General features: G+C 52.3%; 22 protein-coding genes. 10 read left to right on the top strand and 12 right to left on the bottom strand.

What is annotated here, in order from left to right; all coding sequences use genetic code 11:
* Positions 1–119: 119 nt before the first annotated feature.
* Positions 120–1,223: a lactonase family protein gene (locus tag RTX30_RS00735; RefSeq protein WP_312685833.1), complete on the top strand. Its 1,104-nt coding sequence runs from the start codon at positions 120–122 to the stop codon at positions 1,221–1,223.
* A gap of 21 nt (positions 1,224–1,244) precedes the next feature.
* Here RTX30_RS00735 and RTX30_RS00730 read toward each other — a convergent pair whose 3' ends face one another.
* The 7 genes from RTX30_RS00730 to RTX30_RS00700 form a co-directional block, all read right to left on the bottom strand.
* Positions 1,245–2,144, bottom strand: a complete 900-nt coding sequence (locus RTX30_RS00730) for a LysR substrate-binding domain-containing protein (protein ID WP_312685830.1) — start codon at positions 2,142–2,144, stop codon at positions 1,245–1,247.
* An 8-nt stretch (positions 2,145–2,152) separates the two neighbouring features.
* Complete coding sequence (locus RTX30_RS00725; protein WP_312685828.1) at positions 2,153–4,798, bottom strand: aconitate hydratase AcnA; 2,646 nt, start codon at positions 4,796–4,798, stop codon at positions 2,153–2,155.
* A 126-nt stretch (positions 4,799–4,924) separates the two neighbouring features.
* Positions 4,925–5,602, bottom strand: a complete 678-nt coding sequence (locus tag RTX30_RS00720; RefSeq protein WP_312685825.1) for a transporter substrate-binding domain-containing protein — start codon at positions 5,600–5,602, stop codon at positions 4,925–4,927.
* Positions 5,586–6,968 carry an MFS transporter gene (locus tag RTX30_RS00715; protein ID WP_312685820.1) on the bottom strand — a complete coding sequence of 461 codons (1,383 nt, stop codon included), beginning with the start codon at positions 6,966–6,968 and terminating at the stop codon, positions 5,586–5,588. The genes RTX30_RS00720 and RTX30_RS00715 overlap by 17 nt, the downstream gene beginning before the upstream one ends.
* A 21-nt stretch (positions 6,969–6,989) precedes the next feature.
* The gene (locus tag RTX30_RS00710) at positions 6,990–7,838 is read right to left on the bottom strand and encodes an amidohydrolase family protein (protein ID WP_312685818.1); all 849 of its coding nucleotides are present in this window, start codon (positions 7,836–7,838) and stop codon (positions 6,990–6,992) included.
* Positions 7,839–7,898: 60 nt separating this feature from the next.
* Positions 7,899–8,552, bottom strand: coding sequence for an aspartate/glutamate racemase family protein (locus tag RTX30_RS00705; RefSeq protein ID WP_312685815.1), 654 nt, complete (start codon positions 8,550–8,552; stop codon positions 7,899–7,901).
* A 46-nt stretch (positions 8,553–8,598) separates the two neighbouring features.
* Positions 8,599–9,669 carry an isocitrate/isopropylmalate dehydrogenase family protein gene (locus RTX30_RS00700; protein ID WP_312685812.1) on the bottom strand — a complete coding sequence of 357 codons (1,071 nt, stop codon included), beginning with the start codon at positions 9,667–9,669 and terminating at the stop codon, positions 8,599–8,601.
* Positions 9,670–9,988: 319 nt separating this feature from the next.
* Between RTX30_RS00700 and otnK the strand changes: the two genes are divergently transcribed.
* The 3 genes from otnK to RTX30_RS00685 all read left to right on the top strand — a co-directional run bounded on the left by otnK (position 9,989) and on the right by RTX30_RS00685 (position 13,269).
* Positions 9,989–11,245 (top strand): 3-oxo-tetronate kinase, encoded by a 1,257-nt coding sequence (gene otnK / locus RTX30_RS00695; RefSeq protein ID WP_312685810.1) that lies wholly within the window; start codon positions 9,989–9,991, stop codon positions 11,243–11,245.
* On the top strand, positions 11,242–11,880 hold the full coding sequence (locus tag RTX30_RS00690; RefSeq protein WP_312685808.1) for an aldolase: 639 nt from the start codon (positions 11,242–11,244) through the stop codon (positions 11,878–11,880). Before otnK ends, RTX30_RS00690 begins: the two co-directional genes overlap by 4 nt.
* Before the next feature lie 87 nt (positions 11,881–11,967).
* Positions 11,968–13,269 carry an SLC13 family permease gene (locus RTX30_RS00685; RefSeq protein WP_312685805.1) on the top strand — a complete coding sequence of 434 codons (1,302 nt, stop codon included), beginning with the start codon at positions 11,968–11,970 and terminating at the stop codon, positions 13,267–13,269.
* A 44-nt stretch (positions 13,270–13,313) separates the two neighbouring features.
* On the opposite strand, the gene RTX30_RS00680 is transcribed toward RTX30_RS00685, so the two are convergent.
* Both RTX30_RS00680 and msrB read right to left on the bottom strand, forming a co-directional pair.
* On the bottom strand, positions 13,314–13,589 hold the full coding sequence (locus RTX30_RS00680) for a YeaC family protein (RefSeq protein ID WP_312685803.1): 276 nt from the start codon (positions 13,587–13,589) through the stop codon (positions 13,314–13,316).
* A 39-nt stretch (positions 13,590–13,628) separates the two neighbouring features.
* On the bottom strand, positions 13,629–14,042 hold the full coding sequence (gene msrB, locus RTX30_RS00675; RefSeq protein WP_312685802.1) for a peptide-methionine (R)-S-oxide reductase MsrB: 414 nt from the start codon (positions 14,040–14,042) through the stop codon (positions 13,629–13,631).
* Between the two features lie 343 nt (positions 14,043–14,385).
* Here msrB and gapA point away from each other — a divergent pair, with 343 nt between their 5' ends.
* On the top strand, positions 14,386–15,381 hold the full coding sequence (gapA, locus tag RTX30_RS00670; RefSeq protein ID WP_017456513.1) for a glyceraldehyde-3-phosphate dehydrogenase: 996 nt from the start codon (positions 14,386–14,388) through the stop codon (positions 15,379–15,381).
* A 75-nt stretch (positions 15,382–15,456) separates the two neighbouring features.
* On the top strand, positions 15,457–16,341 hold the full coding sequence (locus RTX30_RS00665) for a D-hexose-6-phosphate mutarotase (RefSeq protein ID WP_312685793.1): 885 nt from the start codon (positions 15,457–15,459) through the stop codon (positions 16,339–16,341).
* 360 nt (positions 16,342–16,701) lie between these two features.
* Here RTX30_RS00665 and RTX30_RS00660 read toward each other — a convergent pair whose 3' ends face one another.
* From RTX30_RS00660 to RTX30_RS00650, 3 genes are all read right to left on the bottom strand, one after another.
* Positions 16,702–17,160, bottom strand: coding sequence for a lysozyme inhibitor LprI family protein (locus RTX30_RS00660; protein ID WP_312685791.1), 459 nt, complete (start codon positions 17,158–17,160; stop codon positions 16,702–16,704).
* A 252-nt stretch (positions 17,161–17,412) separates the two neighbouring features.
* Positions 17,413–18,270 (bottom strand): aldo/keto reductase, encoded by an 858-nt coding sequence (locus RTX30_RS00655; protein ID WP_312685789.1) that lies wholly within the window; start codon positions 18,268–18,270, stop codon positions 17,413–17,415.
* Between the two features lie 91 nt (positions 18,271–18,361).
* Positions 18,362–19,108, bottom strand: a complete 747-nt coding sequence (locus RTX30_RS00650; RefSeq protein WP_312685788.1) for a MipA/OmpV family protein — start codon at positions 19,106–19,108, stop codon at positions 18,362–18,364.
* Positions 19,109–19,540: 432 nt separating this feature from the next.
* On the opposite strand from RTX30_RS00650, the gene yeaG reads away from it, so the two are divergent.
* The 4 genes from yeaG to RTX30_RS00630 all read left to right on the top strand — a co-directional run bounded on the left by yeaG (position 19,541) and on the right by RTX30_RS00630 (position 24,354).
* Positions 19,541–21,475 carry a protein kinase YeaG gene (yeaG, locus tag RTX30_RS00645; RefSeq protein WP_312685786.1) on the top strand — a complete coding sequence of 645 codons (1,935 nt, stop codon included), beginning with the start codon at positions 19,541–19,543 and terminating at the stop codon, positions 21,473–21,475.
* Between the two features lie 68 nt (positions 21,476–21,543).
* Complete coding sequence (locus tag RTX30_RS00640) at positions 21,544–22,827, top strand: YeaH/YhbH family protein (protein WP_312685785.1); 1,284 nt, start codon at positions 21,544–21,546, stop codon at positions 22,825–22,827.
* 231 nt (positions 22,828–23,058) lie between these two features.
* Positions 23,059–23,733: a class I SAM-dependent methyltransferase gene (locus tag RTX30_RS00635; protein ID WP_312685783.1), complete on the top strand. Its 675-nt coding sequence runs from the start codon at positions 23,059–23,061 to the stop codon at positions 23,731–23,733.
* A 123-nt stretch (positions 23,734–23,856) separates the two neighbouring features.
* Positions 23,857–24,354: a YbaK/prolyl-tRNA synthetase associated domain-containing protein gene (locus RTX30_RS00630; RefSeq protein ID WP_312685782.1), complete on the top strand. Its 498-nt coding sequence runs from the start codon at positions 23,857–23,859 to the stop codon at positions 24,352–24,354.
* Positions 24,355–24,512 lie beyond the last annotated feature (158 nt).

Below are 24,512 nucleotides of genomic sequence, written 5' to 3'. Positions count from 1 at the left end.
GTTATTTCGCTTTTATTTGATTATTGATTTTATTTTATTTTTATTCTTATCGTGATCCAGATCGCTGCCTAAAATGTGCATTTAAACTTTAATAAATGCACATCAACAAGGAGTCGATCATGCCCTCTTATGCTTACATTGGCTGCCGAACGTCGCAGAGACGCGGCGCACGTGGACGCGGAATTAAGGTTTTTCGGATAGATGCACCAGGCGTCTGGCACCTGGTGCAGACGCTCGCTTCATCACAGGAAAATCCCTCATGGCTTACCCTCAACGCAGCGGCAACGCGACTGTATGCAATCCACGGTGACGGTGATCGGATCAGCGTCTATCAGCGCAACAGCCAGAGCGGAGAACTACGCTGGCTGTCCGATCAAACCACTGGCCCTGCTAACCGTCACCCGGACCTGGATCCTCTTCGGCGGAATAATCCGGTCCACGCTGTGCTGACGCCCGATGAAAAATACGTGCTGATTGCCAACCACGAAGCAGGAAATATTGCCTGCCTGGCCGTAGAAAATGCCGATGCGCTTTCGCCACCGCTGGCGTTTACCCCCATTGCCGGTCGCCCTGCCGCCGTGGGCGCCGCAAAAAACCTCTCGCGTCCTCACGAGATCATCTTCGCCCCGGATCAGCAGCATTTCGCGGTTCCCGTTCAGGGCCGCGATGCAGGAATGGGCCTTGATATGCTGCAAATTTACCGTTTTCAGCAAGGCGAGGTGATAAAAACGGACGAAGTCCGGCTGGCCGACGGCAGTTGGCCGCGACACGTCGACTTTCATCCCTCCGGGCGCTGGCTATACTGCCTCACAGAACTGGGGAACACCCTCTGTGTCTTCGATTATGATGCCTCACGCGGCTCACTCAGCCTGAAACAGACCCTCAGCAGTCTGCCTGATGGCTGGGAAGAGCGCAGCGACGCCAGCGAAGTAGAAGTACACCGGAGCGGGCGCTTTCTTTACGCTGCGAACCGGGGGCATGACAGCATCGGTATTTTCAGCATTGATCAACAACACGGTACGCTGACAGCCACCGGGTGGGTAAACTGTGGCGGCAAAACGCCGCGCTTTACCGCTTTTTCGCCCGAAGGGACCTGCTTCTACAGTGCCAACGAAGACGCCGACACGCTGTGTGAATTCCACGTTGATGCCGGGTCCGGCATGCTGACTGCAAGCGGTATGATTATTCCGGCGGAGAGCCCCACCTGCATCTGCTTTGTGTAATCCCCACCCCGCAGTCGCTATTCACTGCGGGGCACGCTGCCCACCGGTCAGATGATCGATCAGTGATTTAGCGGCCGGAGACGCCTCGTGATAGCGGCGCGTTGCTACCAGCAGTTCGCGCTTTGCCCAGCGCTCCTCCAGCGGAATGCATTTCAGCGCCGGGTGCAAGGTGAAGTGATTGACTTCGTTGACCGGTAACAAGGCGATCCCTAGCCCCTGGCGCGCCAGTTCAGCCATGCAGGTAAAGCTGCTCACCCGTAGGTTAATGTCCAGCGTAATGCCTGATTTTGCCGCTTCCCGCTCGAGCATACGGCTGACCGTGCTGTCGCGGTGCGCGCCAATCATTTTCTCGCCAGCGCACTCACTTAATCTCAGCGTGTCTCGCATTGCCAGTGGATGTTCGATCGCCATCAACACGGCCAGACTGTCTTCACGCCATGGCCAGACCTCAAGCCCCGCGGGGGTGGTCCAGGTAGAGAAAAACCCCACATCGACGCTGCCCTCGAGTAGCCCCTGTACCACGCCCATGCCGGTGCGCTCTTCTATGTCGATATCCGTCTGTGGGAAGGCCGCAAGATACCGATTGAGCGCCAGCGGCAGGTGATGCATTAAAGCCGCCTGGATGGCGCAAATGCGAATATGCCCGCGAACACCGGCGGCATAATCCCCGAGTTCTTCTTCCATTTGCGCAAGATTTTTGCCAATGGTTCTGGCATGAAAGAGCAACGAGTGTCCGGCGGGCGTCAGTTCAATACCGCGCGGCAACCGCAGCAGCAGCGGCGTACCAACCTGCAATTCCAGCTCGCTGATGCGTTTACTGGCCGCCGAAACAGCCATGTGTTTACGCCGGGCCGCGCGGGTCAGGTTTTGTTCTTCAGCCACGGCCACAAACAGCGACAGCGTGGTCAGGTCGTAGCGCATGTTCTCCCTCATTGAGAATGGATAGTCTGGTGAATGACATACGGCAAAATGCCACCGTGCATGAGATAACGCAGCTCCTGTGTGGAGTCGATCGCCGCCTGCAATTGTACGCTGGCGATCGGCGTGCCGTGTCGCGAAATGCTCATACTCACCCCGGTATGGCCGGGACTCAGGCATTCCAGCCCACTAAAATCCAGCTGTTCACTGCCATCCAGAGGCGGGACATTCTTCGCCTCGCCTGGCAGAAAACACAACGGAATGATGCCCATGCCGATGAGGTTGGTACGGTGAATGCGCTCAAAACTGCACGCCACAACGGCCTTAATGCCCAGTAATGCCTGTGCTTTTGCGGCCCAGTCACGACTCGACCCCGCGCCATAACGCTCTCCTGCCAGCACCACCAGCGGGATCTGTCGTTGTAGCCAGCTCTGCGCAGCGGCATAGACCGGCATAATTTGTTGATGATCAGCCGCCCAGGCAAGCCCGCCTCGCGTCTGCGCCGCCGTCGGTAACAACCGATTGATAACCGACGAATTGGTAAACGCGCCACGGATCATGACCTCATGATTGCTGCGGCGCGTGGAGTAAAGATTAAGATCATTCACAGACTCCCCCTGCGCCAGCAGCCACTGACCTGCTGCGCTGTCGGCGGCAATGGCCCCGGCCGGGGAAATATGATCGGTGGTGACATCATCGCCAAGGCGCAAAAAAGCGCGCGCACCGCGTAAACTTAGCGGCGCGGCCGGGTCGCGCCCTTTCCCTTGCAGATAACCGGGGCGGCGAAGATAGGTCGAGGTCGTGTCCCACGGAAAAAACGTACTGCCCTGCGCGGCAATATTCTGCCAGTGCGGCGTGCCTTGCCACACGCTTGCCCGACGCAGCTGGTAATGTTCGCGGGTGACGAATTGCCTGACGATCGCCTGCACCTCTTCGTGGTCTGGCATTAAATCAGCCAGATAACGCGGTTTCCCGTGCGTATCCACACCCAGTGGCGTGGCGGCAATATCGTGCTGAATATTGCCAAGCAGCGACCAGGCGATCACCATCGCTGGCGACGTGAGATAACCGTGCCCTAACGACGGATTAACACGTCTTGGGAAATTACGGTTCCCCGAAAGGACACACACAGCCTTAAGCCCTTCCACTACCAGCGTTTCCATGGCCGGTTGCAGCGCGCCGGAACTGCCGATGCAGGTCATACATCCGTACCCGGTGACATGAAAGCCGACCTTTTCCATCTCCGTTAACAACCCGGCCTGCGTCAGATAATCGGTCACGGCGCGGGATCCGGGCGAGAACGAGGTTTTTACCCACGGTTTCGGCACCAACCCGGCACGCGCGACATTGCGGGCAAACAGCGCGGCCTGAATGATAAGCCGGGGATTGGCGGTGGTCGTACAACTGGTGATGGCGGCAATAGCGATTGCACCCTGGCGCACCGGTTCGGCATAGCAGGAGTGCTGCCACTGACGCTGGCTTTCGCCAGATGGCAACGTCTGGCTGAAACTGTGCGCCACCTCAGGCAACGTTACCTGCTGGTGCGGGTTGACCGGTCCGGCCATGGCTGGCGAGATAGCCGCCAGATCGATCTCAATCACCGCGTGATAATCCGGTTGCGGCCCATCTGCATCGTATAACAACTGCTGACGCGCCAGATATGCCCATGTCAGATCGCAGTGCGCCTCGCTGCGTCCGGTAAGACGCATATACTCATCGCTGCGGCGATCGTAGGGAAACAGCACTACTGTCGCGCCATATTCCGGGGCCATATTGGCGATAGTCGCCCGCGACTCCACCGACATGTGCGCCAGCGCCGGGCCGGTAAATTCAACAAACTTACCCACGACACCGTGCTCGCGCAGCAAACGGGTGATATGCAGTGCCAGATCGCTGTCCGTCACACCGGCAGGCAAAACGTCGCTCACGCGGATGCCGACAACGTCCGGGAAACGCAGCGTAACCGGTTCACCAACCAGCGCAGCCTGCCCTTCCAGCCCGCCCACGCCCCAGCCAAGAATGCCTAAGGCGTTAATCATTGGCGTGTGGCTGTCGGTCGCGATCATGCAGTCCGGGTGTAGCAGCGGGATTGCCCCGCGCCGATCGGTGCTCACCACGTCGGCGATATTCTCCAGATTCATCAAGTGAATGATGCCGGTACCGGGCGGGATCACGCGAAAGTTATCCAGCGACTGTTCCGCCCAGCGGATAAACCGATAGCGCTCCTGATTACGGTGAAAATCAATACTCAGGTTTTCTTCTACTGCATCCGGGCTGGCATAACGTTCAACAATCACGGAGTGATCGATAGTCAGCACCGCCGGTATGCGCGGATTCATCTTGCGTGCATCGCCGCCCTGTTCGGCAATGAGATCGCGCATGGCCGCAAAGTCCGCCAACGCAGGCAAACAGGTCGTGTCATGGAACATTAACCTGTCGGGATAGAACAGCACCTCTCCAGGCGGCAACGCACCAGAAAGGTAATGCAAAAACGTGGGCAGGGTTTCCGGTGACCGCCGGGCGACATTTTCCAGCAACAACCGGAGGCACCACGGTAATTTTTGCACTGCGGGAAGCGGTAACAGGCTGTCGAGGGCGACTATCTGAAAGTCTGAACGGTGAAAACGGAACGGGGTCAACGGAACGGTTTTGTGCATTATGCGCGCCTTACGTCTTTATCGGTCTTGTCTTAGGAATTAACCTGTCATAAAGATCGCTGAATGAAAATTGCACATTCGACAAGGCAGCGTTCGCCAACGGCGAACGCTGATACCCGGTTAACGTCAGGTCATATGCGCAGCGATAATCTGCTCAATCACGCCCTCTTGTTGCCACTGCGCGAGCCATTCATGCAGGAAGGCAAATGAAGCCGCATCCTGTCTCGCCACGCAGATAGCCTGCGCGATTTCGGTAAAATTATCCTCCAGCACCCGGCACCCCACCGCTTCCCGCGCTGCTTTTTCCAGCGGCTGGCGAATCCCGGCCGCCATATCGCCTTCGCCCTGCAAAAAGTGATCAATCGCCGCCTGCGAGGACGGCAGACGGTTAAGGGTTGCGTGGTTGAGATGGCGCGAAAGCCAGAGATCATAGGCCGCATTTTCACCGACATTGATCACCACGCCTGGCTTATCCATCTCAGCAACACTGCGCAATGGATCGTCTGCCTTCACCAATAACGTTCCCTGAATAGTGATATAGGGCGCGGTGAAATGCAGTTGCGCTTCACGTTTGGGATCGATAGCCAGAAATGCAATATCCCAACGGCCACTGGCCGCATCTGCCACCACTTTTCCCGCGGCGGGGTAAGTCACCCACTGTGGTAGGCGGTTCATGCGGGCGGCTATTTTTTTGGCTATCTCAACGGTGATCCCGCCCGGTTCGCCCTGCGCGGTAGTGGTCGTAAGTACCGCGTTGCCGAGGTTAATGGCGAAACGTAGCGGTAAATCAGCTTCTGCTGGCATCCGGCTCTCCTGTGATTGTCGTGCTATCGGTGTGTTCTCCCGGAAAGTGTAAGCGCTGGATCTTCCCGGCGATAAAAAGATAGCAACACAAGTTCAGAAACGCGCACACGCCCACGAAAATCAGCGCACCATTGAACGAACCGGTATCTTTGATGATGTAAGCAATGATGATTGGGGTGAAAATACCGGAAATGTTGCCGATCATATTAAACAACCCCCCGCTCAATCCCACTGCCTCTTTAGGTGAGAAGTCGGATACCACACACCAGCCCATCGCACCAAATCCTTTGCCGAAAAAGGCGAGCGACATAATGGCCACCACGATCCAGGCCGAATCGACGTAGTTACAAATCACCATACTTACCGCCAGTAACATGCCGATAACGATCGGTGTTTTGCGCGCCGCCGATAAACTGAATCCGGACTTCAACATATAATCGGACAATACGCCGCCCAGCAACGCGCCTGCACAACCGCATAACGCCGGCAGCGAGGCGACAAAACCGGCTTTCAGGATCGTCATGCCGCGATCGTGAACCAGATAAACCGGGAACCAGGTGAGAAAAAAGTACGACAGGACGGTAAAGAAAAATTGCCCCATATAGACGCCCAGCGCCAGGCGGTTGGTGAGCAGCTTGCGGGTGTAGCCTTTGGCGGAATCGTCGTTCTTGTGTGTCACTTTCATATTCGTCAGGCCGCCGCCGCTTTGAATATATTCCAGTTCCGCACTGTTCACTAACGGGTGGACTTTTGGGGTATCCGCCAGCGCCTTATTCATGACCAGCGACACTACAATCCCCAACCCGCCCATAAACCAGAACACCGATTCCCAGCCATAGTGATAAGAGAACCAGCCCATGGTGGGCAAAAATACCACCAAGGCAAAATATTGCGCTGCAGTGGTGAAACCCGATGCTTTACCCCGCTCTTTCGCCGGGAACCAGGCCGCCAGGAAACGGGAGTTGGCCGGTAACGTCGGCGCTTCAATCAGTCCCATCATAAAAATGAAACCAAACATCAGGATGCGCGTTACCCAGACATTATCAAATGCGGAGCTAAAACCGACCAGGAAGACAAAGGCAGACCAGGTGAAAACGCCGGTAACCAGCACCTTTTTCGAGCCAAAGCGATCCAGTAACCACCCGCCCGGATATTGCCCGAGCACATAGGCCCAGGTGAAAGTGGAAATAAGATAACCAAGCGCAACAATATCCAGTCCGGCGGATTTCACCATATCGGTGCCGGCAATAGAAAACGTTGCCCGGTCGCCATGATTGAGGGCAATACTAAAAAACACCATCAGTAAGATCACATACCGATAATGGGAGGGTTTATTTTTCGAGGTCTCAGCGTGTGCTATTTTCATTTATATTGGCCTTATGCAAAGCTAATTAAATCGATAAAATTCTTCAGCATTCGCAACAAATAACCGGTGACGACAATAGGTATTCTGCGCCCATTCGAACAGGCGGTTCAGAATAAGGGCATCATCGGGCATCGGTTTATTGGCTGAAATGAGATTCGGATGTGGCCAGTCGCTGCCATAGAGAACACGTTCAGTTGCTTGTGATATAAACGCCTGGATCACCGCAGACATATCAGCAACATCCGCGACGGCAGACTGGTGATACAGCGCAGAAAGTTTCACCCAACAATTGCCTTTGTCGATTAACTCCCATGCAAATCGCCAGGCTGGATGCACCATCGGCGTCGGTTGCGGTAAACGGAAAAAGTGATCGATTACAATTCGGTTAGGGACTTTCTCAATGAACGGTTTTAATTCGAGCAAGGTATCTGCCGGCGCATGAAATTGTATATGCCATCCCCGCTCTGCCACCCGGTGCGCCAGCGGCAAAATCATGTCGGGCGTGGTCACCGCTTTCGCGCCAAAATTGAAGCGAATGCCTGTTACGCCCGCTTCTGCCAATTCATCCAGTTGCGCATCGCTGATGGCAGGCGTGATCACAGCTTCACCGCGCGCCTCACCACCGAAATAGCGTAACGCAGCCAGCAAGCAGCGATTGTCATCGCCATAGGAAGACGGTTGCACAATTACGTTGCGTTGTAATCCAAGCCGCTGCCGAAAATGCTGATAATCCTTTACCGTTGCCGCAGGTAAATTTCGGGTATCACCTGGCGCCCACGGGAAACGAGGATCAAAAATATGATGATGGCAATCGCAGCTTTTTTCCGGCAATACGCAGCCGACAGGATGTGAAATAACGCTGTATTTCACCTCCTTTTCTTTATTTACGCTATTCACAGTTCGCCCTGTAATAAGAGTCGCGCTCGTGTGTTATTTCAGTAACGACTTGAGTTTATTGACCGCCGCTTGCGGGCTGCTCAATACCGGGCAGGTCACGGCAGCCTGAACCTGGTCAAGGGCAATGGCCATTGAGAAATGTGCCAGTAAAATCACATCGGCATCTTTCACGGTGGCAGCTTTCTCTGCCAGCAGACGATTGTGTAACGCCGGGTTATGGGTTTCCAGCGCGTCACGCGCATCGGCAATCACGAAGGTACGCAGTGTCGCTTGCGGGCTAATGCGCGAGGCCATGTCGGCAAATTCTGCCTCCATACCCGCTACGGCAGGGCCAAAGGTTGCCAGCATCACAATACGGTTTCCGAGGTTAAGCGCCTGCTCAAACATCGCTTCATTCGGTTTCAGCACAGGCACAGCCTGCCCCGCTGCGCTGGCATCGATGGCTTCGCCAAAAGCCGAGCAGGTAAACAGAATTGCCCTTGCCTCTATCGATTGACTATAGGCAACCAAATCCGCAATCCGCTGATATAAATGCGGGGTCAGGTTATCCTCGCGACGGCGATCAACCGACAGGGCATCGTCGAGTAAATTGCTGACGCTGGCTTCTGGCCACAGGCGGGCAAACGCCTCGTTAATCGGTGCCATCGCCAGGGGTGTCGCGTGGACAAGCACAATACGTTGCTGCATCAGGTTATCCTTAAAAGAGCGCCATCCGCAGATGGCGCTATTAACATCAGGCGCGGATTGCCGCTGCCACTCTCTCTGAGAAGGCTTTGGTACCACATTTGCCACCCAGATCTGGTGTGCGGTTTTCCGGGTTTTCCAGCACCTCGTCTACTGCACGGTTGATCTCTTCAGCGGCTTTCAGGAACACCGGCTTATCGTGTTTTTCTGCGTACCATTGCAGCATCATCGCTACCGACAGGATCATCGATACCGGGTTGGCTTTGTCGAGATTCTGAATATCCGGTGCGGAACCATGCTGTGCCTGCGCGCAGCAGTGCGTGTCGCTGGCCATAATGGATCCCGCCAGTCCGAGGCTGCCCGAGAGTTCACTGGCCAGATCGCTAATGATGTCGCCGTAAAAGTTAGTGGCAACCAGCACGTCAAAACGTTCCGGGTTGCGTACCAGGTGCGCAGTGGAGGCGTCCACCAGCAGGTCATCCAGCTCCACTTCGGGGAAGGACCTGGCGACGTTGCGCACGCACTCCAGAAACAGACCGTCGGTCATGTGGAAGCTGTTGGCTTTATGAATGGCGGTCACTTTTTTACGCCGCTGCATAGCCAGTTCAAAAGCTTTGCGCGCGATACGTTCGGAACAATGGCGGGTGATTTTCCGCGTTGACAGCGCCATATCCGGGCTGGGCATCACTTCTCCCCAACCGCGCGTCATGTTGCGATCGGGGTAAAAACCCTCCGTCGCTTCACGCATGATAACCAGATCCATTGTCTTTCCTTCTTTCATGTTTGAGGTCAGGAAAGGACGCGTGCGTGCAGGGCGAACGTTGGCATACAGATCAAGCCCGATACGAAACCCGGCAGAGACATTACGTCCCCCTTTTTCCGGTACGGGGTAATCCGCATGCGACTGCGTGCCCAAAATGATGCCATCGTAGGTTTTTGCTTTTTCGAGCGTCTCATCACGCAGCGTGGTACCGAATTTCTCCAGGCTTTTGAAGCCAACATCATCATAGTCAAAGCTAAAACCCAGGCCGCGTGCTGCATCCAGCGCCTTCAGTACGGTAACCGCAGAAGACGTAATTTCCGGGCCGATCCCATCACAAGGTAAAACCAAAATACGCATACACACTCCAGTTCACTGATTAACTATCGATTGCATTTTTATATCAATAAATGCATTCAACGCAAATTGATGAAGATCACATTTTTAACACAACAAATGCTTTCTTTTTTTAACAACCATCGGGAGACTTGAAACAGGATAGCGCCAAAAAAGCCAGAAATCACGCTGCAAGGTGAGGAGAAGTTAGAAAAAAGTTAAATACATCAATCCGCTCGCATACATTTTTGTGATCAAAAACACATTTCACACCCACTCCATATTGCACTTATTAATCAATAAAAGCAGAATCAGGAGTAAATTTCACCACCGGAAAAATGACATGATAAAGCTGGGTGTCATCGCAGATGACTTTACAGGAGCAACGGACATTGCCAGTTTCATGGCGGAAGCGGGATGGCGGGTCATTCTTTTTAATGGCGTGCCGGCAGAAACCGTGCAGCCCGGAGAAGCCGACGCCATTGTGATTGCCTTAAAAAGCCGCTCTGTCGCTGCCGGAGTGGCGGTAGAACAGTCTCTCGGCGCGGGAGAATGGCTGCTGGAGATGGGATGCCAGCAGCTTTTCTTCAAATACTGCTCGACATTTGACTCTACGGCTTATGGCAACATCGGCCCGGTGACGGACGCGTTGATGAAACTCGTTAATGCCTCCATGACGGTGCTCTGCCCCGCCGTGCCGGACAATGGGCGCACCATTGTGCACGGCCATTTGTTTGTCAAAGGGCAATTGCTGAATCACAGCGGGATGCAGCACCACCCGGTCACGCCGATGATGAAGTCTTCCATCAAAGCGTTGATGGAAGAGCAATCCACCGGTTTATGCGGCATCGTGGATCTGAATACCGTTAAAAATGCGCCTGATGACATCGCCCGCCAGCTCGAACAACTGGCATTCAATAAAATTAAGTACGTGGTATTCGATGTGCTCGATAACCAGGATTTGCGCGTGGTAGCAAGTAAAACGCGCCACTTCCGGCTGGTGACTGGCGCGGCAGGCCTGGGCAGCGCGATTGCGCGCCTGGATGTAACGGATAACCCCGTCGCGCAGACAACACTGCCGGTACCCAAAGCGGGCAAAGCGATCATCTTGTCTGGCAGTTGCTCTTCAATGACCAACCAACAAGTGAATTTCTACTCACAGCGAGCGGATGCGCTGGCGCTGGATATTGAAAAAATCGTCAATGATGAAAGTTATTTGCCTGGCGTGCTGCGCTGGGCGATACGCCATGCCGATAGCGATCTCGCGCCCCTCATTTACGCCACCCAGCCACCCCAACTCATTGAAGCCGTTCAGAAGCATTATGGCGCGGCGCAGGTCAGTGAAAAAATCGAACGTTTCTTTTCGCAGCTGGCCGACAGACTGCGGCAGGACGGTTTTAATAAATTTATTGTCGCGGGCGGCGAAACCTCCGGAGCGGTCACTCAGGGCCTTCATATCACCGGCATGGTGATTGGTCATACCGTGGCGCCCGGCGTTCCGTGGACACAAAGCCGTGATGGATCTCTGTGGATGATCCTGAAATCCGGCAATTTCGGCGCACCCGATTTCTTCTTAAAAGCGCAGGAGAATTTTCAATGAGTGAGTACCAGTTACGTAATGATCTTGTGCGTTATGCGCGATCGATGTATCAGCGGGGTTACAGCAGTGGTGGCGCAGGAAACATTAGCCTGAAGCTGCCGGACGGCAACATTCTGGCGACGCCGACCAATTCCAGTTTCGGCGATCTTGATGCCGACCAACTGAGCAAGGTGACGATGGGCGGAGAGCTGATTTCCGGGCAAAAAGCCTCCAAAGAGGTGTTAATGCATCTGGCTATTTATCGCCAGCGCCCCACTTGCGGGGGTATTGTTCATTTACATTCACCCTGGCTCACGGCGCTCTCTTGCCTCAGTGATTTGAATGTTGAAAATGCCCTGCCGCCTATCACGCCTTATTATGTTATGCGTGTCGGTAAATTACCGGTGATCCCTTATATTCGCCCCGGCTCGCCAAAAATTGCCGATGAGGTAGAAAAACTGGCGCGCGATCATAACGCCATGCTATTGGCGAATCATGGGCCAATTATCGCCGGGAAAGATATTCGGGAAGCCTGTTTTAATGCCGAAGAGCTGGAAGAGACAGCCAAACTCTATTTTATGCTAAAACCCTATGGCATGCGGACTCTTAGCGAGGAGAATGTCGCCGAGCTGAATACGCTGTTTAATATGAAATAAGCCACCTGAATTAAATCTCGGCGATCGTGTCTGCGTGTTATTCACGCAGACCGCTACTCTACTATTCTAAAAAAACAGGACAACGATATGTCTCTTATGCTTATCGTCGGCATTGTAATGTTCGGCGTTTTAACCTGGTGTTTATTAAAAAACACCTTTCCTCCGGCTGTGCTGTTTATTATTCTGCCAACTATCGCGGCTCTGGTCTGCGGCTTTGAGTTTAAGGTACTGAGTGAATATGTTGCCAGCGGCCTGAAATCTGTTGTCGGTACTGCCACGCTGGTCGCTTTCAGCGCTATGTTCTTCACATTAATGAAAGAAGCCGGCGTGTTTGATGTCATTGTGCGGTTTATCCTCCGTTTTGTCTCAGAATCGGTGTTCTCTGTATTGCTGGCGACGCTGATTATCTCTTCTATATGTAGTCTGGATGGTAATGCCTATGCGACCCTGTTAGTAACGGTGCCCGCGTTATTACCGATCTATGAAAAAATGAATATCAGTAAAAAAACCTTGCTGTTGCTCATCACTGTTGGTGTTGGCGTAACCGGTATTACGCCCTGGGGGGGCTCGCTCAACCGCGCTATTGCCGTCACCCATTTAAATATCCTCGATGTATATTACAATTTATTGCCACTACAAGGTGTATTGTTCGTGTTAGGGGTGATCCTGTGCTGGTATATGGCCAGAGTGGAAATGAAAAATAACGCCGGAATCGATCACAGCGCGTTCCTCGCATTACGACATGATTTTCTGGTCAGTAAGAAAGTGCAAAATAAAGGGTTATTACGTTTCAATTTTGCGCTGGTGATCACCACCATCGTAGTATTAATCAGCGGCCTGGTGGCGGGTAATTACTTGTTTATGATCGCCTTTTCTATTGCCACCGTGATCAATTTCCCTAATCCGAAAGATGCACAACAAAAAATAAAGGATTACGCGCTCACTGTTTTCCCGATTATTGTGATCTTTCTGACCATTGGCGTGTTTGTCGGTATTCTGCAAAATACGGGCATCATCACGACGCTGGTGGATTCGCTGGCCGCGGTGTTGCCTGCCAGTCTGGGACCTTATCTCTATTTGCTGCTGGCAGCGTTTAGCGTACCGATCGTCATTTTAATCGGTTCCGACGCGTTTTACTTTGCACTGCTGCCGCTGGCCGTCGGGCTGGGTGAAACCTTTCATGTTTCGCCAATGCACGTGACCATTGCCATGCTGATTACTGAACAGATTGGCTTACTGCTAAGCCCGGTCATTCCGGCTACGCATCTGGGATTAAACCTGCTCTCGCTGCGTGTGGATGAACACATCAGACATGCCATCTTTAAAGTCTGGACGTTAAGCGTGTTGGCGCTGGTTGCCGCATTAGGGATGGGGATCATTCCGCTGTAATTCGTCGAAAAGCCCCGCCAGCATAATCGAGCGGGGCTTTTTGTTCAGGATTTGAAGGTCGCTATCGGTTTCGGCGAGATGCCAAAATCCTCTTTTAGCTGCTGCTTGCTCTTCATGACCATCTGCCCATTGGTATCGATGGTCATGTGCTGCGCCTCGGTGTTATTGCGCGCCTGCCACAACATCACCAGCTGTAAGCTGTTCTCTTTTTGCTCTGGCGTCAGCGCCACACCGTCTGGCCACTTACCTAATTCGACTGCCGTTGACAGACGCTGGTAGATCTCCGGCGTCATGCTGTTAACGATTTGTTCAAGACTCATCCTGTTTCACTCCGATGGAATAATCGCTGAATCGATTTTTCAACCGCGGGTCTGGTCACCATTTTCCTCATCGGTGAAACTCAGAGAGGCGGAATTCACGCAGTAACGCTCGCCGGTCGGTTGCGGACCGTCCGGGAAAACGTGCCCGAGGTGCGCATCACATTGACCACAACGAATTTCCACGCGCTGCATACCGTGGGAATAATCATTGATATAACGGATGGCCTCTTCGCTTACTGGCTCGAAAAAGCTGGGCCAGCCGCAACCAGAATCGTACTTGGTTTGCGAATGAAACAGCGCCGCGTCACAAACCAGGCAGTGGTATACGCCATCGCGTTTGTTATGCAGTAAGCGACCAGTAAACGGCGGTTCAGTCCCGTGATTCTGCGTCACATAAAACTGCATTTCCGTCAGTTCGTTTTTCAGGTCGTCTTCAGAAGAATTCTTTGTCATTTGCTCACTTCTCTCGGTAAAAAACCCGACAACGTTCACTTCGATTCTAACAAAACATTAACACTGCGGTGCTAACTTTTGTTCTAAACTTAGCAGTTGCGATAAAGCAGCCAGCGAATTGTGAGAATCATCACATTTTTATCCTTGGCGACCTTTAAAATTCCGGGCGGCGTCCCGATATGGGGAGCATGCTCATGGGAAGAGTGAGGCGAGTCAGTCGAACAAAGGTTATGCGGAGGATTGATTTGTCGCAATGATTGACACGATTCCGCTTGACGCTGCGTAAGGTTTTTGTAATTTTACAGCCAACCTTTTATTCACTAACAAATAGCTGGTGGAATATATGACTATCAAAGTAGGTATCAACGGTTTTGGCCGTATCGGTCGCATTGTTTTCCGTGCTGCGCAGGAACGTTCTGACATCGAAATCGTTGGTATCAACGATCTGTTGGACGCTGAATACATGGCGTACATGCTGAAATATGACTCTACTCACGGCCGCTTCAACGGTACCGTAGAAGTCAAAGACGGCCACCTGGTTGTTAACGGCAAAACCATCCGTGTTACTGCTGAGAAAGACCCGGCTAACCTGAAATGGAACGAAATCGGTGTTGACGTTGTTGCTGAAGCAACCGGTATCTTCCTGACCGACGAAACTGCACGTAAACACATCACTGCAGGCGCGAAAAAAGTTGTTCTGACTGGCCCGTCCAAAGACAACACCCCGATGTTCGTGCGTGGCGCTAACTTCGACAAATATGCTGGCCAGGACATCGTTTCCAACGCATCCTGCACCACCAACTGCCTGGCTCCGCTGGCAAAAGTTATCAACGACAACTTCGGTATCATCGAAGGTCTGATGACCACTGTTCACGCAACCACCGCAACTCAGAAAACTGTTGATGGCCCGTCTCACAAAGACTGGCGCGGCGGCCGCGGCGCATCCCAGAACATCATCCCGTCCTCTACCGGTGCTGCTAAAGCAGTAGGTAAAGTACTGCCGGAACTGAATGGCAAACTGACTGGTATGGCGTTCCGCGTTCCTACTCCGAACGTGTCTGTTGTTGACCTGACCGTTCGTCTGGAAAAAGCAGCGTCTTACGAAGAAATCAAGAAAGCCATCAAAGCCGCTTCTGAAGGCCCGATGAAAGGCGTTCTGGGTTACACCGAAGACGACGTTGTTTCTACCGACTTCAACGGCGAAGTTTGCACTTCTGTGTTCGATGCTAAAGCAGGTATCGCACTGAACGACAACTTCGTGAAACTGGTGTCCTGGTACGACAACGAAACTGGTTACTCCAACAAAGTTCTGGACCTGATCGCTCACATCTCCAAATAAGTTGAGATGAGAACATGATCTGAAAGAGCGACTTCGGTCGCTCTTTTTTTGTTTTGAAGACAGAGGATTGCGTTAATGATTAATAAAATTTTTGCACTTCCGGTAGTCGAACAAATTACCCCGACGCTCTCTCGCCGCAAGCTCGACGAGCTGGAGCTGATTGTCGTCGACCACCCGCAGGTCAAAGCGTCATTCGCACTGCAGGGAGCGCATTTGCTCTCCTGGAAACCGCAGAGTGAAGAAGAGGTCCTGTGGCTGAGCGGTAACACCCCCTTTAAAGATGGCGTCGCACTGCGTGGCGGCGTTCCGGTGTGCTGGCCCTGGTTTGGCCCGGCAAAACAGCAGGGCCTGCCTGCGCACGGTTTTGCGCGTAATTTGCCATGGGTTCTGAAAGCGCATAATGAAGATGCCACTGGCGCTGTTCTGACATTTGAATTGCAAAGCAGCGATGCCTCCCGCAAATTCTGGCCGCACGATTTTACGCTCTACGCCCGCTACAAAATTGGCGCAACCTGTGAAATGGAACTGGAAGCGCACGGCGAGTTCGAAACCACTTCCGCGCTACACACCTACTTTAACGTCGGCGACATCGCGGCAGTGAAAGTGAGCGGACTTGGCGATCGTTTCATCGATAAAGTCAACGACGCAAAAGAAGACGTCCTGGCAGACGGGGTACAGACCTTCCCGGATCGTACCGACCGCGTCTATCTCAATGCCGAAGCCTGCAGTCTGATCCATGACAGCGCACTGAATCGCACCATCGAAGTGATCCACAGTCACAACGCCAACGTGGTAGCGTGGAACCCAGGCCCGGCGCTCTCCGTAAGCATGGCAGATATGCCGGACGACGGTTATAAAACGTTCGTGTGTGTGGAGTCGGTCAACGCGACCGCGCCGCAGAAAGCCACCGAAGAGAAACCGTCCCGCCTGGCGCAAACTATCCGCGTGGTGAAACGCTGATCATGCGCATACCCTCTCCCACCGGAGAGGGTAAAAACGCGTTACACAACATCCAGCGGTGTTTTACGGTTCAGCATATCCCGCAGCAACATGCAATCCTGGTAAGCTCTACAAAATGCCCAGCCTTAGTCATATGGGGTTCGACTGGGAGGGGGAAGATGTCGGGTTTGGATAAAAGTTGTGCTTAGGAAATATAAATTTGATCACAGTGCGTATTAGTTAAAGTAGAACTTATTTTTAAGACTTATGCGCCTTAACTTTTCATATATCCCACACGTTGTAATTCCAGTTGTCAAAACATATAGCTTTGGTTGTTTTAACAGTAGACGCAGAGTGCTTTCCCCTGCGTCAATATGGAGTTTAATTAGTCTTAGGAATAGACATTAATTTAATTTCTTCAATGTGCCTTTTTGTTAAATTTATTTCACACTGATCGATAGTAGGTTGGTAATCATATGTTTCCTTTCCAATTTCAGATGCAACCCCGAGACATAATTCCTTTCTGTATATCTCCCAATTTTTTTGCGACGCAATGAAATGTGTCCTGTAAACATCCCCAATAGTCAAATTTTCGTCATTACTGTTGAAAACAGGGCCATCGTAATGCTTAACTATATCATTACCCGTTGATTTTATAAATTCATCTAGTTTTGAAAGAATTTCTTTCTTTTTTTGTGAGATACAATCATGAGCCATGTGATAGTCATTATTATATTTTTTATAGCACTGTTCGGTCTCCAGCCCCTCACCAAGTCCAGCAAATGCTTTCAAGGGCAAAAAAAGACCAGCCAGAACAATCACAAACATATTTTTTTTCATTTCAGGTAAGCTATCCTTTGTCTATTACTTTCGTATCGCATGTACTGCGTGTCATTCGATATATATTTAATTAATTCACTCTTACCTTTTATCGCTGCTTCAATCAAGCCCCGGACATCATGAACACTTTGATAAAAAATATCGACAATGACATCGTTGACTGATACCAGCAACTAACGAAACTTTTATAAGCGGAAGAAAATACATGAGCAATTAATCATACCCTCTCCCACCGGAGAGGGTAAAAACGCGTTACACAACATCCAGCGGTGTTTTTCGGTTTGGTGCTGGAAAGGTGTTATCCAGACGTGCAAGCTCATCACTGCTCAGCGTAATGTGCAATGCCGCTGCGTTCTCCTCGACATGCGCTACCGTCGACGCTTTAGGGATCGCAATCACGCCCTGATGACTGATTACCCACGCAAGCAGAATTTGTGCCGCGCTGGCGCGATGCGCGCTGGCAATCTCACGCACCACACTGTTTTCCAGTAACCCGTCGCGTAAACGCCCGGCCTGTGCCAGTGGGCAATAGGCCATTACCGGCATTGCCTGCTGCTGACACCAGGGCAACAGATCGTACTCAATGCCGCGTGATGCCAGGTGATACAGCACCTGATTGGTAGCACAGGCTTTGCCGCCTCTTACGCGCCACAATTCCTGCATATCGTTGTAATCGAGGTTAGAAACGCCCCAGCGGCGGATTTTGCCTTGTTGGATCAGCGTTTCCATAACCCCGACGGTTTCACTAAGGGAGTAGTTACCGCGCCAGTGCAGTAAATAGAGATCCAGGTAATCGGTTTTCAGACGGCGTAAGCTGGCTTCACAGGCGTCGATAGCTTTTTGGCCGCCTGCATTCCACGGGTAGACCTTAGAAACCAGAAACACCTTGTCCCGCAGACCACCCAGTAAGGCTTCGCCGACCACCTCTTCTGCCCCGCCGTCCGCATACATTTCAGCGGTGTCGATAAGGGTCAGTCCCTGCTCAACGCCCGCCCGTAGTGCATGCGCTTCAGATTTGCGCAGCTGCGCATTTTCGCCCATATACCACGTACCCTGGCCGATGGCGGGAAGCGAAGCCTGGCCGGAAAAAGTGACGTTTTTATCTGCCATATTATCCTCCTGCGATAAATGCACCACCGTAAAGCAAAACAGGGCCAATGGCCCTGTTTTCATGCACAGATTGCACTGTTCAAGCGCACAATCAGAAACGGTATGTCACGCCTGTGGATAACAGCCCTGCCCAGGACTTGTCCACCATTGGGCTGTCTTTGATCTCATCCGACAGATGAGTATAACGACCGGTACCATAGATGCTCCAGCTGTCAGTCAGGCGATAGCTGACGCTCAGTTCCAGGTATGGACTCCAGCTATTGTCCGGATCGTAACTGCTCAGGCCGCTACGACGCGATTCGGCACGTGAAACACCATAATAGTACTGGTTCTGCTTATCGCTCGCCCACTCCACACCGATGCCCGGCGTCAGAGTCAGCCCACCGTTGGTATAACGGTAGAGCCACGCCAGATCCCAGACAAACCCATTACTGTTATCCAGCGTGTCACCGGCAACGGTGGTGCGCAGGAAACCATACGGCGTATTGTGAATATAAGAGAGCCCGGCCATCAGCGTCGCTTTACGCTTGTCCAGCTGACGCAGCTGATTGTTATCGCTGTCTTTCGGCTTGAAATGCCACGGTGAGTAGAACGCCGTGATCGACAGTTTGTCGGCATCGTCATTCCACAGGTAATAGCCGCCGCCTAAACCACGGAACCAGAAATTATCGCTTTCATAGGTGATAACCGGCACCGGCAGCACTTCACGGTCATATTGTTTGTACGGGGATTCTACGACACCTACGCCCGCACCAAGAGAAAAGGTATTTTCTGCGTTCGCCGTAAACGCGGCCGTTGCGGTCAGCACACCCAGTGCCAGGAGTTTGAGTTTGGTCACAGTCCTTCCTTTCCTGTTGTCAAATAATTGGCGCGAGAAGTTTACCCGCCTGTTATGTACACCCCAAATTTTTTTACCTAAAGATTACAAAACTCAACCCGCAATCATGTGGTTATTAAATGACAGGCGGCTTGCAATTATATGACCCGTTGAAGACAGCGTCAGTTGACGCTTATCTCAAAAGCAGTTTTTTTTGGATGAGTTATTGATATGCCATTGAAATTGCTTTTTGGCAGCATGCAAGTTTTGCAAAGCCATCTACGCTTAATTTAAGAAGACGATTTACCTGAGCCGCTTTTTGTTAATGACTTGCAACCTGGCATAAGGGTTGCTCTGTGACTTTCAGCGTCGTTCAGTTAACGCTTCCGGGAGCCTCTACTACTCATATGAACGGCTCTTAACCTGTGCTAAAAAACGAAAGGACGGCATGCCATGAATATATTCGATCACTATCGCCAGCGCTATGAAGCTGCCAAGGACGAAGAGTTCACACTGCAGGAGTTTCTTGCAATCTGTAAGCAAGATCGCAGTGCCTATGCTAACGCGGCAGAAAGGCTATTGATGGCCATTGGTGAGCCAGTGATGGTCGACACTGCCCAGGAGCCACGGCTTTCCCGTCTCTTTTCGAACCGGGTGATTGGACGCTACCCGGCATTTGAAGAGTTCTATGGTATGGAAGAGGCTATCGAGCAAATCGTTTCTTACCTCAAACACGCCGCACAGGGCCTGGAAGAGAAGAAACAGATCCTTTATCTGCTCGGCCCGGTGGGCGGTGGTAAATCGTCCCTCGCGGAGCGCCTGAAATCACTGATGCAGCGGGTCCCTATCTATGTACTCAGCGCCAATGGCGAACGCAGCCCGGTAAATGACCACCCGTTGTGCCTGTTTAACCCGCAAGAAGACGCGCAAATACTGGAAAAAGAGTACAGCGTACCGCGCCGCTATCTCGGTACCATTATGTCGCCGTGGGCCGCCAAGCGCCTGCATGACTTTGGCGGCGACATCAGTAAATTCCGCGTGGTGAAAGTGTGGCCGTCGATTCTGGAACAAGTCGCCATTGCCAAAACCGAACCGGGTGACGAGAACAACCAGGATATCTCCGCGCTGGTGGGTAAAGTAGACATTCGCAAGCTGGAGAACCATGCGCAAAACGATCCTGATGCCTACGGTTACTCGGGCGCACTGTGCCGCGCGAACCAGGGGATCATGGAGTTCGTGGAAATGTTCAAAGCACCGATTAAGGTGCTCCACCCACTGCTGACCGCCACGCAGGAAGGGAACTACAACGGTACCGAGGGCATCTCCGCCCTGCCCTTTAACGGCATTATCCTCGCTCACTCCAACGAATCGGAATGGGTGCAATTCCGTAATAACAAAAACAATGAGGCATTTCTTGACCGTGTCTATATCGTCAAAGTGCCCTATTGCTTACGCATCTCTGAAGAGATCAAAATTTACGAGAAACTGCTCAACCACTCTGAGTTGTCCCACGCGCCCTGCGCGCCGGGAACCCTGGAAACCCTGGCCCGCTTCTCCATTCTTTCGCGTTTGAAAGAGCCGGAAAACTCCAGCGTCTACTCGAAAATGCGCGTCTATGATGGCGAAAGCCTTAAAGACACCGATCCAAAAGCCAAGTCGTACCAGGAGTACCGCGATTATGCTGGCGTGGACGAAGGGATGAACGGGTTGTCGACACGTTTCGCCTTTAAGATCCTTTCACGCGTCTTCAACTTTGATCATGTCGAAGTGGCAGCGAACCCGGTACACCTGTTCTACGTACTGGAGCAACAAATCGAACGTGAACAGTTCCCGCAGGAGCAGGCTGAACGTTACCTAGAGTTCCTGAAAGGCTACCTGATCCCGAAATATGCCGAGTTCATCGGCAAAGAGATCCAGACCGCCTACCTTGAATCCTATTCCGAATACGGACAGAACATTTTCGATCGTTATGTCACCTATGCGGATTTCTGGATCCAGGATCAGGAGTACCGCGACCCGGATACCGGCCAGCTGTTTGACCGTGAATCGCTGAATGCGGAACTGGAAAAAATCGAGAAGCCCGCCGGGATCAGCAACCCGAAAGACTTCCGTAATGAAATCGTCAATTTTGTGTTACGTGCCAGAGCGAATAATAATGGCCGCAATCCGAACTGGACCAGTTACGAAAAACTGCGCACGGTTATCGAGAAAAAAATGTTCTCGAACACCGAAGAGTTGTTGCCGGTGATTTCGTTTAACGCCAAAACCTCAACCGACGAGCAGAAAAAACATGACGACTTTGTCGATCGTATGATGGAAAAAGGCTACACCCGCAAGCAGGTTCGTCTGCTCTGCGAATGGTATCTGCGTGTACGTAAATCATCATAACAAAGCGACCAGGCCGCGCCACGTGCGCGGCCCTGCGACAGAGTTGGTATACGCAGCGGGAGGGAACTATGACCTGGTTCATTGACCGGCGTCTTAACGGCAAAAACAAAAGTACGGTTAACCGTCAGCGTTTTTTACGCCGTTATAAAGCGCAAATAAAACAGTCGATCTCTGAGGCGATCAATAAGCGCTCGGTGACTGACGTGGAGAACGGCGAGTCCGTCTCTATTCCCACGGAAGATATTAGCGAACCGATGTTCCATCAGGGGCGCGGCGGCCTGCGCCATCGCGTGCATCCGGGAAACGATCATTTTGTCCAAAACGACCGTATCGAACGCCCCCAGGGCGGCGGCGGTGGTGGCGGTAGCGGTCAGGGCGAAGCCAGCCAGGACGGTGAAGGCCAGGATGAGTTTGTTTTCCAGATCTCCAAAGATGAATATCTCGATTTGCTGTTTGAAGACCTGGCGCTGCCGAATCTGAAGAAAAATCAGCAACGGCAGATGAACGAGTTTAAAACTCACCGAGCGGGCTATACCGCCAACGGCGTACCAGCAAATATCAGCGTCGTGCGATCACTGCAAAACTCGCTTGCCCGTCGTACCGCCATGACCGCGGGCAAACGCCGCGAGTTACGTGAGCTGGAGGAGAGCCTGGAGACGGTCGCCAACAGCGAGCCAGTGCAGTTGCTGGAAGAGGAGCGTTTACGTAAAGAGATTGCGGAGTTGCGAGCTAAAATTGAGCGCGTGCCGTTTATCGACACCTTTGATTTACGTTACAAAAATTACGAAAAACGCCCCGAGCCTTCCAGCCAGGCGGTGATGTTCTGTCTGATGGACGTGTCCGGATCGATGGATCAGGCCACGAAAGATATGGCCAAACGGTTTTATATTCTCCTCTATTTGTTCCTGAGCCGGACGTATAAAAACGTTGAAGTGGTTTATATTCGCCATCATACGCAGGCGAAGGAAGTGGATGAGCACGAGTTCTTTTACTCGCAGGAAACCGGCGGGACGATTGTTTCCAGCGCGCTCAAATTGATGGATGAAGTGGTGAAAGAGCGTTATGACCCGGCGCAATGGAACATTTATGCCGCGCAGGCCTCGGATGGTGATAACTGGGCCGATGACTCACCGCTGTGCCACGAACTGCTGGCGAAGAAAATCCTGCCGGTGGTGCGTTACTACAGCTATATCGAAATCACCCGTCGCGCGCATCAGACACTGTGGCGGGAGTACGAGCACCTGCAAACGATGTTTGATAATTTTGCCATTCAACATATCCGCGATCAGGAAGACATATACCCGGTATTCCGGGAGCTTTTTCACAAGCAAAGCGCCAATTCAGGTGCCTGAATGCACTGCCCCAGCCGGAAACGTGTTTTCCGGCTTTTTCTCTTCAGAATCGCCCTCTTTTGTGACCTTTCCCGCAAAAATGCCGCCATTTTCGGGCTAATGCCTGAAATGCCCTACAAAAGGGCAGCTATTTGTCCCCTTGCGCAAAAATTAATATGGCACATTTTAACTATACCCAGCCGAATGCAGCGTGGCGCGGCAGTTGTTGAACACTAGACAGGATATATGAGCATGCTTGATCTCGAGGACTTGAAGGTCTTCACCCGTGATGCAGAAATGAAGCAGTACATCGATGCCATCTGGGATGATTTAGGAGAAACCTTCGCACAAACGCAATTGATTTTACCTCCAGAAATGGCCATGCCCCGTCGGGAACTCTCGTTCCACGATCATGTCAAGTTGCTGGGCTATCTGTGCTGGTTAATCACTAACTCCGGCGCGGAAGGCGATATTATTGAAATCGGCGTCTGGAAGGGCAAATCCAGCGCCTTTATGAATGAAATTTGCAACCGTCAGCGCCGGATCATCAGTATCGATCCTATGGAACTGACTAACCAGCCTCTGGAGCTGGGTTTCTACCACCAACACATTTTCCCGGAAGTTAATCTGGTGCGTGGCTATTCCGAGCGCAGCATTGACCGCGTTATGCAGCTCTCGCCAAAAACCATTTTGCTGCACATTGACGGTGGTCACCTGAAACAGCACGTGTTGACTGACTTCCTGCTCTATTCACCGACGGTGATCAGCGGTGGATTTATTGTGTTTGATGATTACCGCGATCATCAATACTCTCCGGAAGTCGGCCCGGCTGTCGATCTGCTGCGTGCAGGGGGGTTCTTTAACGGGTTCGATGTTATTGGTAGCGTTCCGGGCTTTGAAAACAGCTACCTGTTGCAAAAGAAATAAACAGTACACACAAAGCGTTGTTTGTAGTGCTTGTATTTTTTGCCGCCTGACCAGGCGGCTTTTTTATTTTCATCGTCTGGTCAGTGGTTTATGCTTAATTTCTTTCACTGCACCGGAGCGATCATGTCAGAAATAGCCAGCCGCAACGTCCACCAGCATCTGCTTACCCTTCTTGAGCAGCAGCACGCGCGTTTTCAGGTCGTCGAGCATGATGCTGTTGGCAAATGCGAAGCCGTGAGCGAAATTCGCGGAACTGCTCTCGGCCAGGGCGCGAAGGCGCTGGTCTGTAAGATCAAAGGCAATGGCGTAAAAAAACATGTGCTGGCCATTCTTGCCGCCGATCTGCAGGCGGATCTCTCCCGTCTGGCGCAACATTTTGGCGGGCTGAAAGCCTCGCTGGCAAGCCCGGCGGAAGTGGAACAGTTAACCGCCTGCGTCTTTGGCGCCATCCCACCCTTTTCCTTCCACCCGGAACTGCAACTGGTCGCCGATCCCGTGCTGTTTGAGCGTTTCGACGACATTGCCTTCAATGCGGGATTACTGGAAAAGTCCGTGATCATGAGCACCCGCGACTACCTGCGTATTGCTCAGCCGGAACTGGTGGACTTTCGCCGGCAGTAACGCAGTGACCGGGCCCCCGGTCATTGCCAGCACCACCTCATGAACGAGGATTATTAGCGGTTCTGGCAATTGCCTGAATCTTCACTGCTGGTATGAAAAAGCCTCCCCTTTCACATGTTTACGCGTAAAGTAAACGGGTTTCATTTTTGGCAAGGAAT

It is taken from the genome of Kosakonia sp., assembly GCF_032052965.1.
Taxonomy (GTDB): Bacteria; Pseudomonadota; Gammaproteobacteria; order Enterobacterales; family Enterobacteriaceae; genus Kosakonia.
Note: the sequence above shows the minus strand (reverse complement) of the source record. Positions and strands in the feature narration are given on the sequence as shown.

Coding starts and splice junctions, on each gene's coding strand:
- RTX30_RS00705 (WP_312685815.1), bottom strand. CDS start 8,552: ATGCAGCAACGTATTGTGCTTGTCCACGCGACACCCCTGGCGATGGCA.
- otnK (WP_312685810.1), top strand. CDS start 9,989: ATGATAAAGCTGGGTGTCATCGCAGATGACTTTACAGGAGCAACGGAC.
- RTX30_RS00735 (WP_312685833.1), top strand. CDS start 120: ATGCCCTCTTATGCTTACATTGGCTGCCGAACGTCGCAGAGACGCGGC.
- RTX30_RS00665 (WP_312685793.1), top strand. CDS start 15,457: ATGATTAATAAAATTTTTGCACTTCCGGTAGTCGAACAAATTACCCCG.
- RTX30_RS00685 (WP_312685805.1), top strand. CDS start 11,968: ATGTCTCTTATGCTTATCGTCGGCATTGTAATGTTCGGCGTTTTAACC.
- RTX30_RS00700 (WP_312685812.1), bottom strand. CDS start 9,669: ATGCGTATTTTGGTTTTACCTTGTGATGGGATCGGCCCGGAAATTACG.
- RTX30_RS00715 (WP_312685820.1), bottom strand. CDS start 6,968: ATGAAAATAGCACACGCTGAGACCTCGAAAAATAAACCCTCCCATTAT.
- RTX30_RS00725 (WP_312685828.1), bottom strand. CDS start 4,798: ATGCACAAAACCGTTCCGTTGACCCCGTTCCGTTTTCACCGTTCAGAC.
- RTX30_RS00730 (WP_312685830.1), bottom strand. CDS start 2,144: ATGCGCTACGACCTGACCACGCTGTCGCTGTTTGTGGCCGTGGCTGAA.
- RTX30_RS00680 (WP_312685803.1), bottom strand. CDS start 13,589: ATGAGTCTTGAACAAATCGTTAACAGCATGACGCCGGAGATCTACCAG.
- RTX30_RS00635 (WP_312685783.1), top strand. CDS start 23,059: ATGCTTGATCTCGAGGACTTGAAGGTCTTCACCCGTGATGCAGAAATG.
- yeaG (WP_312685786.1), top strand. CDS start 19,541: ATGAATATATTCGATCACTATCGCCAGCGCTATGAAGCTGCCAAGGAC.
- msrB (WP_312685802.1), bottom strand. CDS start 14,042: ATGACAAAGAATTCTTCTGAAGACGACCTGAAAAACGAACTGACGGAA.
- gapA (WP_017456513.1), top strand. CDS start 14,386: ATGACTATCAAAGTAGGTATCAACGGTTTTGGCCGTATCGGTCGCATT.
- RTX30_RS00720 (WP_312685825.1), bottom strand. CDS start 5,602: ATGCCAGCAGAAGCTGATTTACCGCTACGTTTCGCCATTAACCTCGGC.
- RTX30_RS00690 (WP_312685808.1), top strand. CDS start 11,242: ATGAGTGAGTACCAGTTACGTAATGATCTTGTGCGTTATGCGCGATCG.
- RTX30_RS00640 (WP_312685785.1), top strand. CDS start 21,544: ATGACCTGGTTCATTGACCGGCGTCTTAACGGCAAAAACAAAAGTACG.
- RTX30_RS00630 (WP_312685782.1), top strand. CDS start 23,857: ATGTCAGAAATAGCCAGCCGCAACGTCCACCAGCATCTGCTTACCCTT.
- RTX30_RS00655 (WP_312685789.1), bottom strand. CDS start 18,270: ATGGCAGATAAAAACGTCACTTTTTCCGGCCAGGCTTCGCTTCCCGCC.
- RTX30_RS00660 (WP_312685791.1), bottom strand. CDS start 17,160: ATGAAAAAAAATATGTTTGTGATTGTTCTGGCTGGTCTTTTTTTGCCC.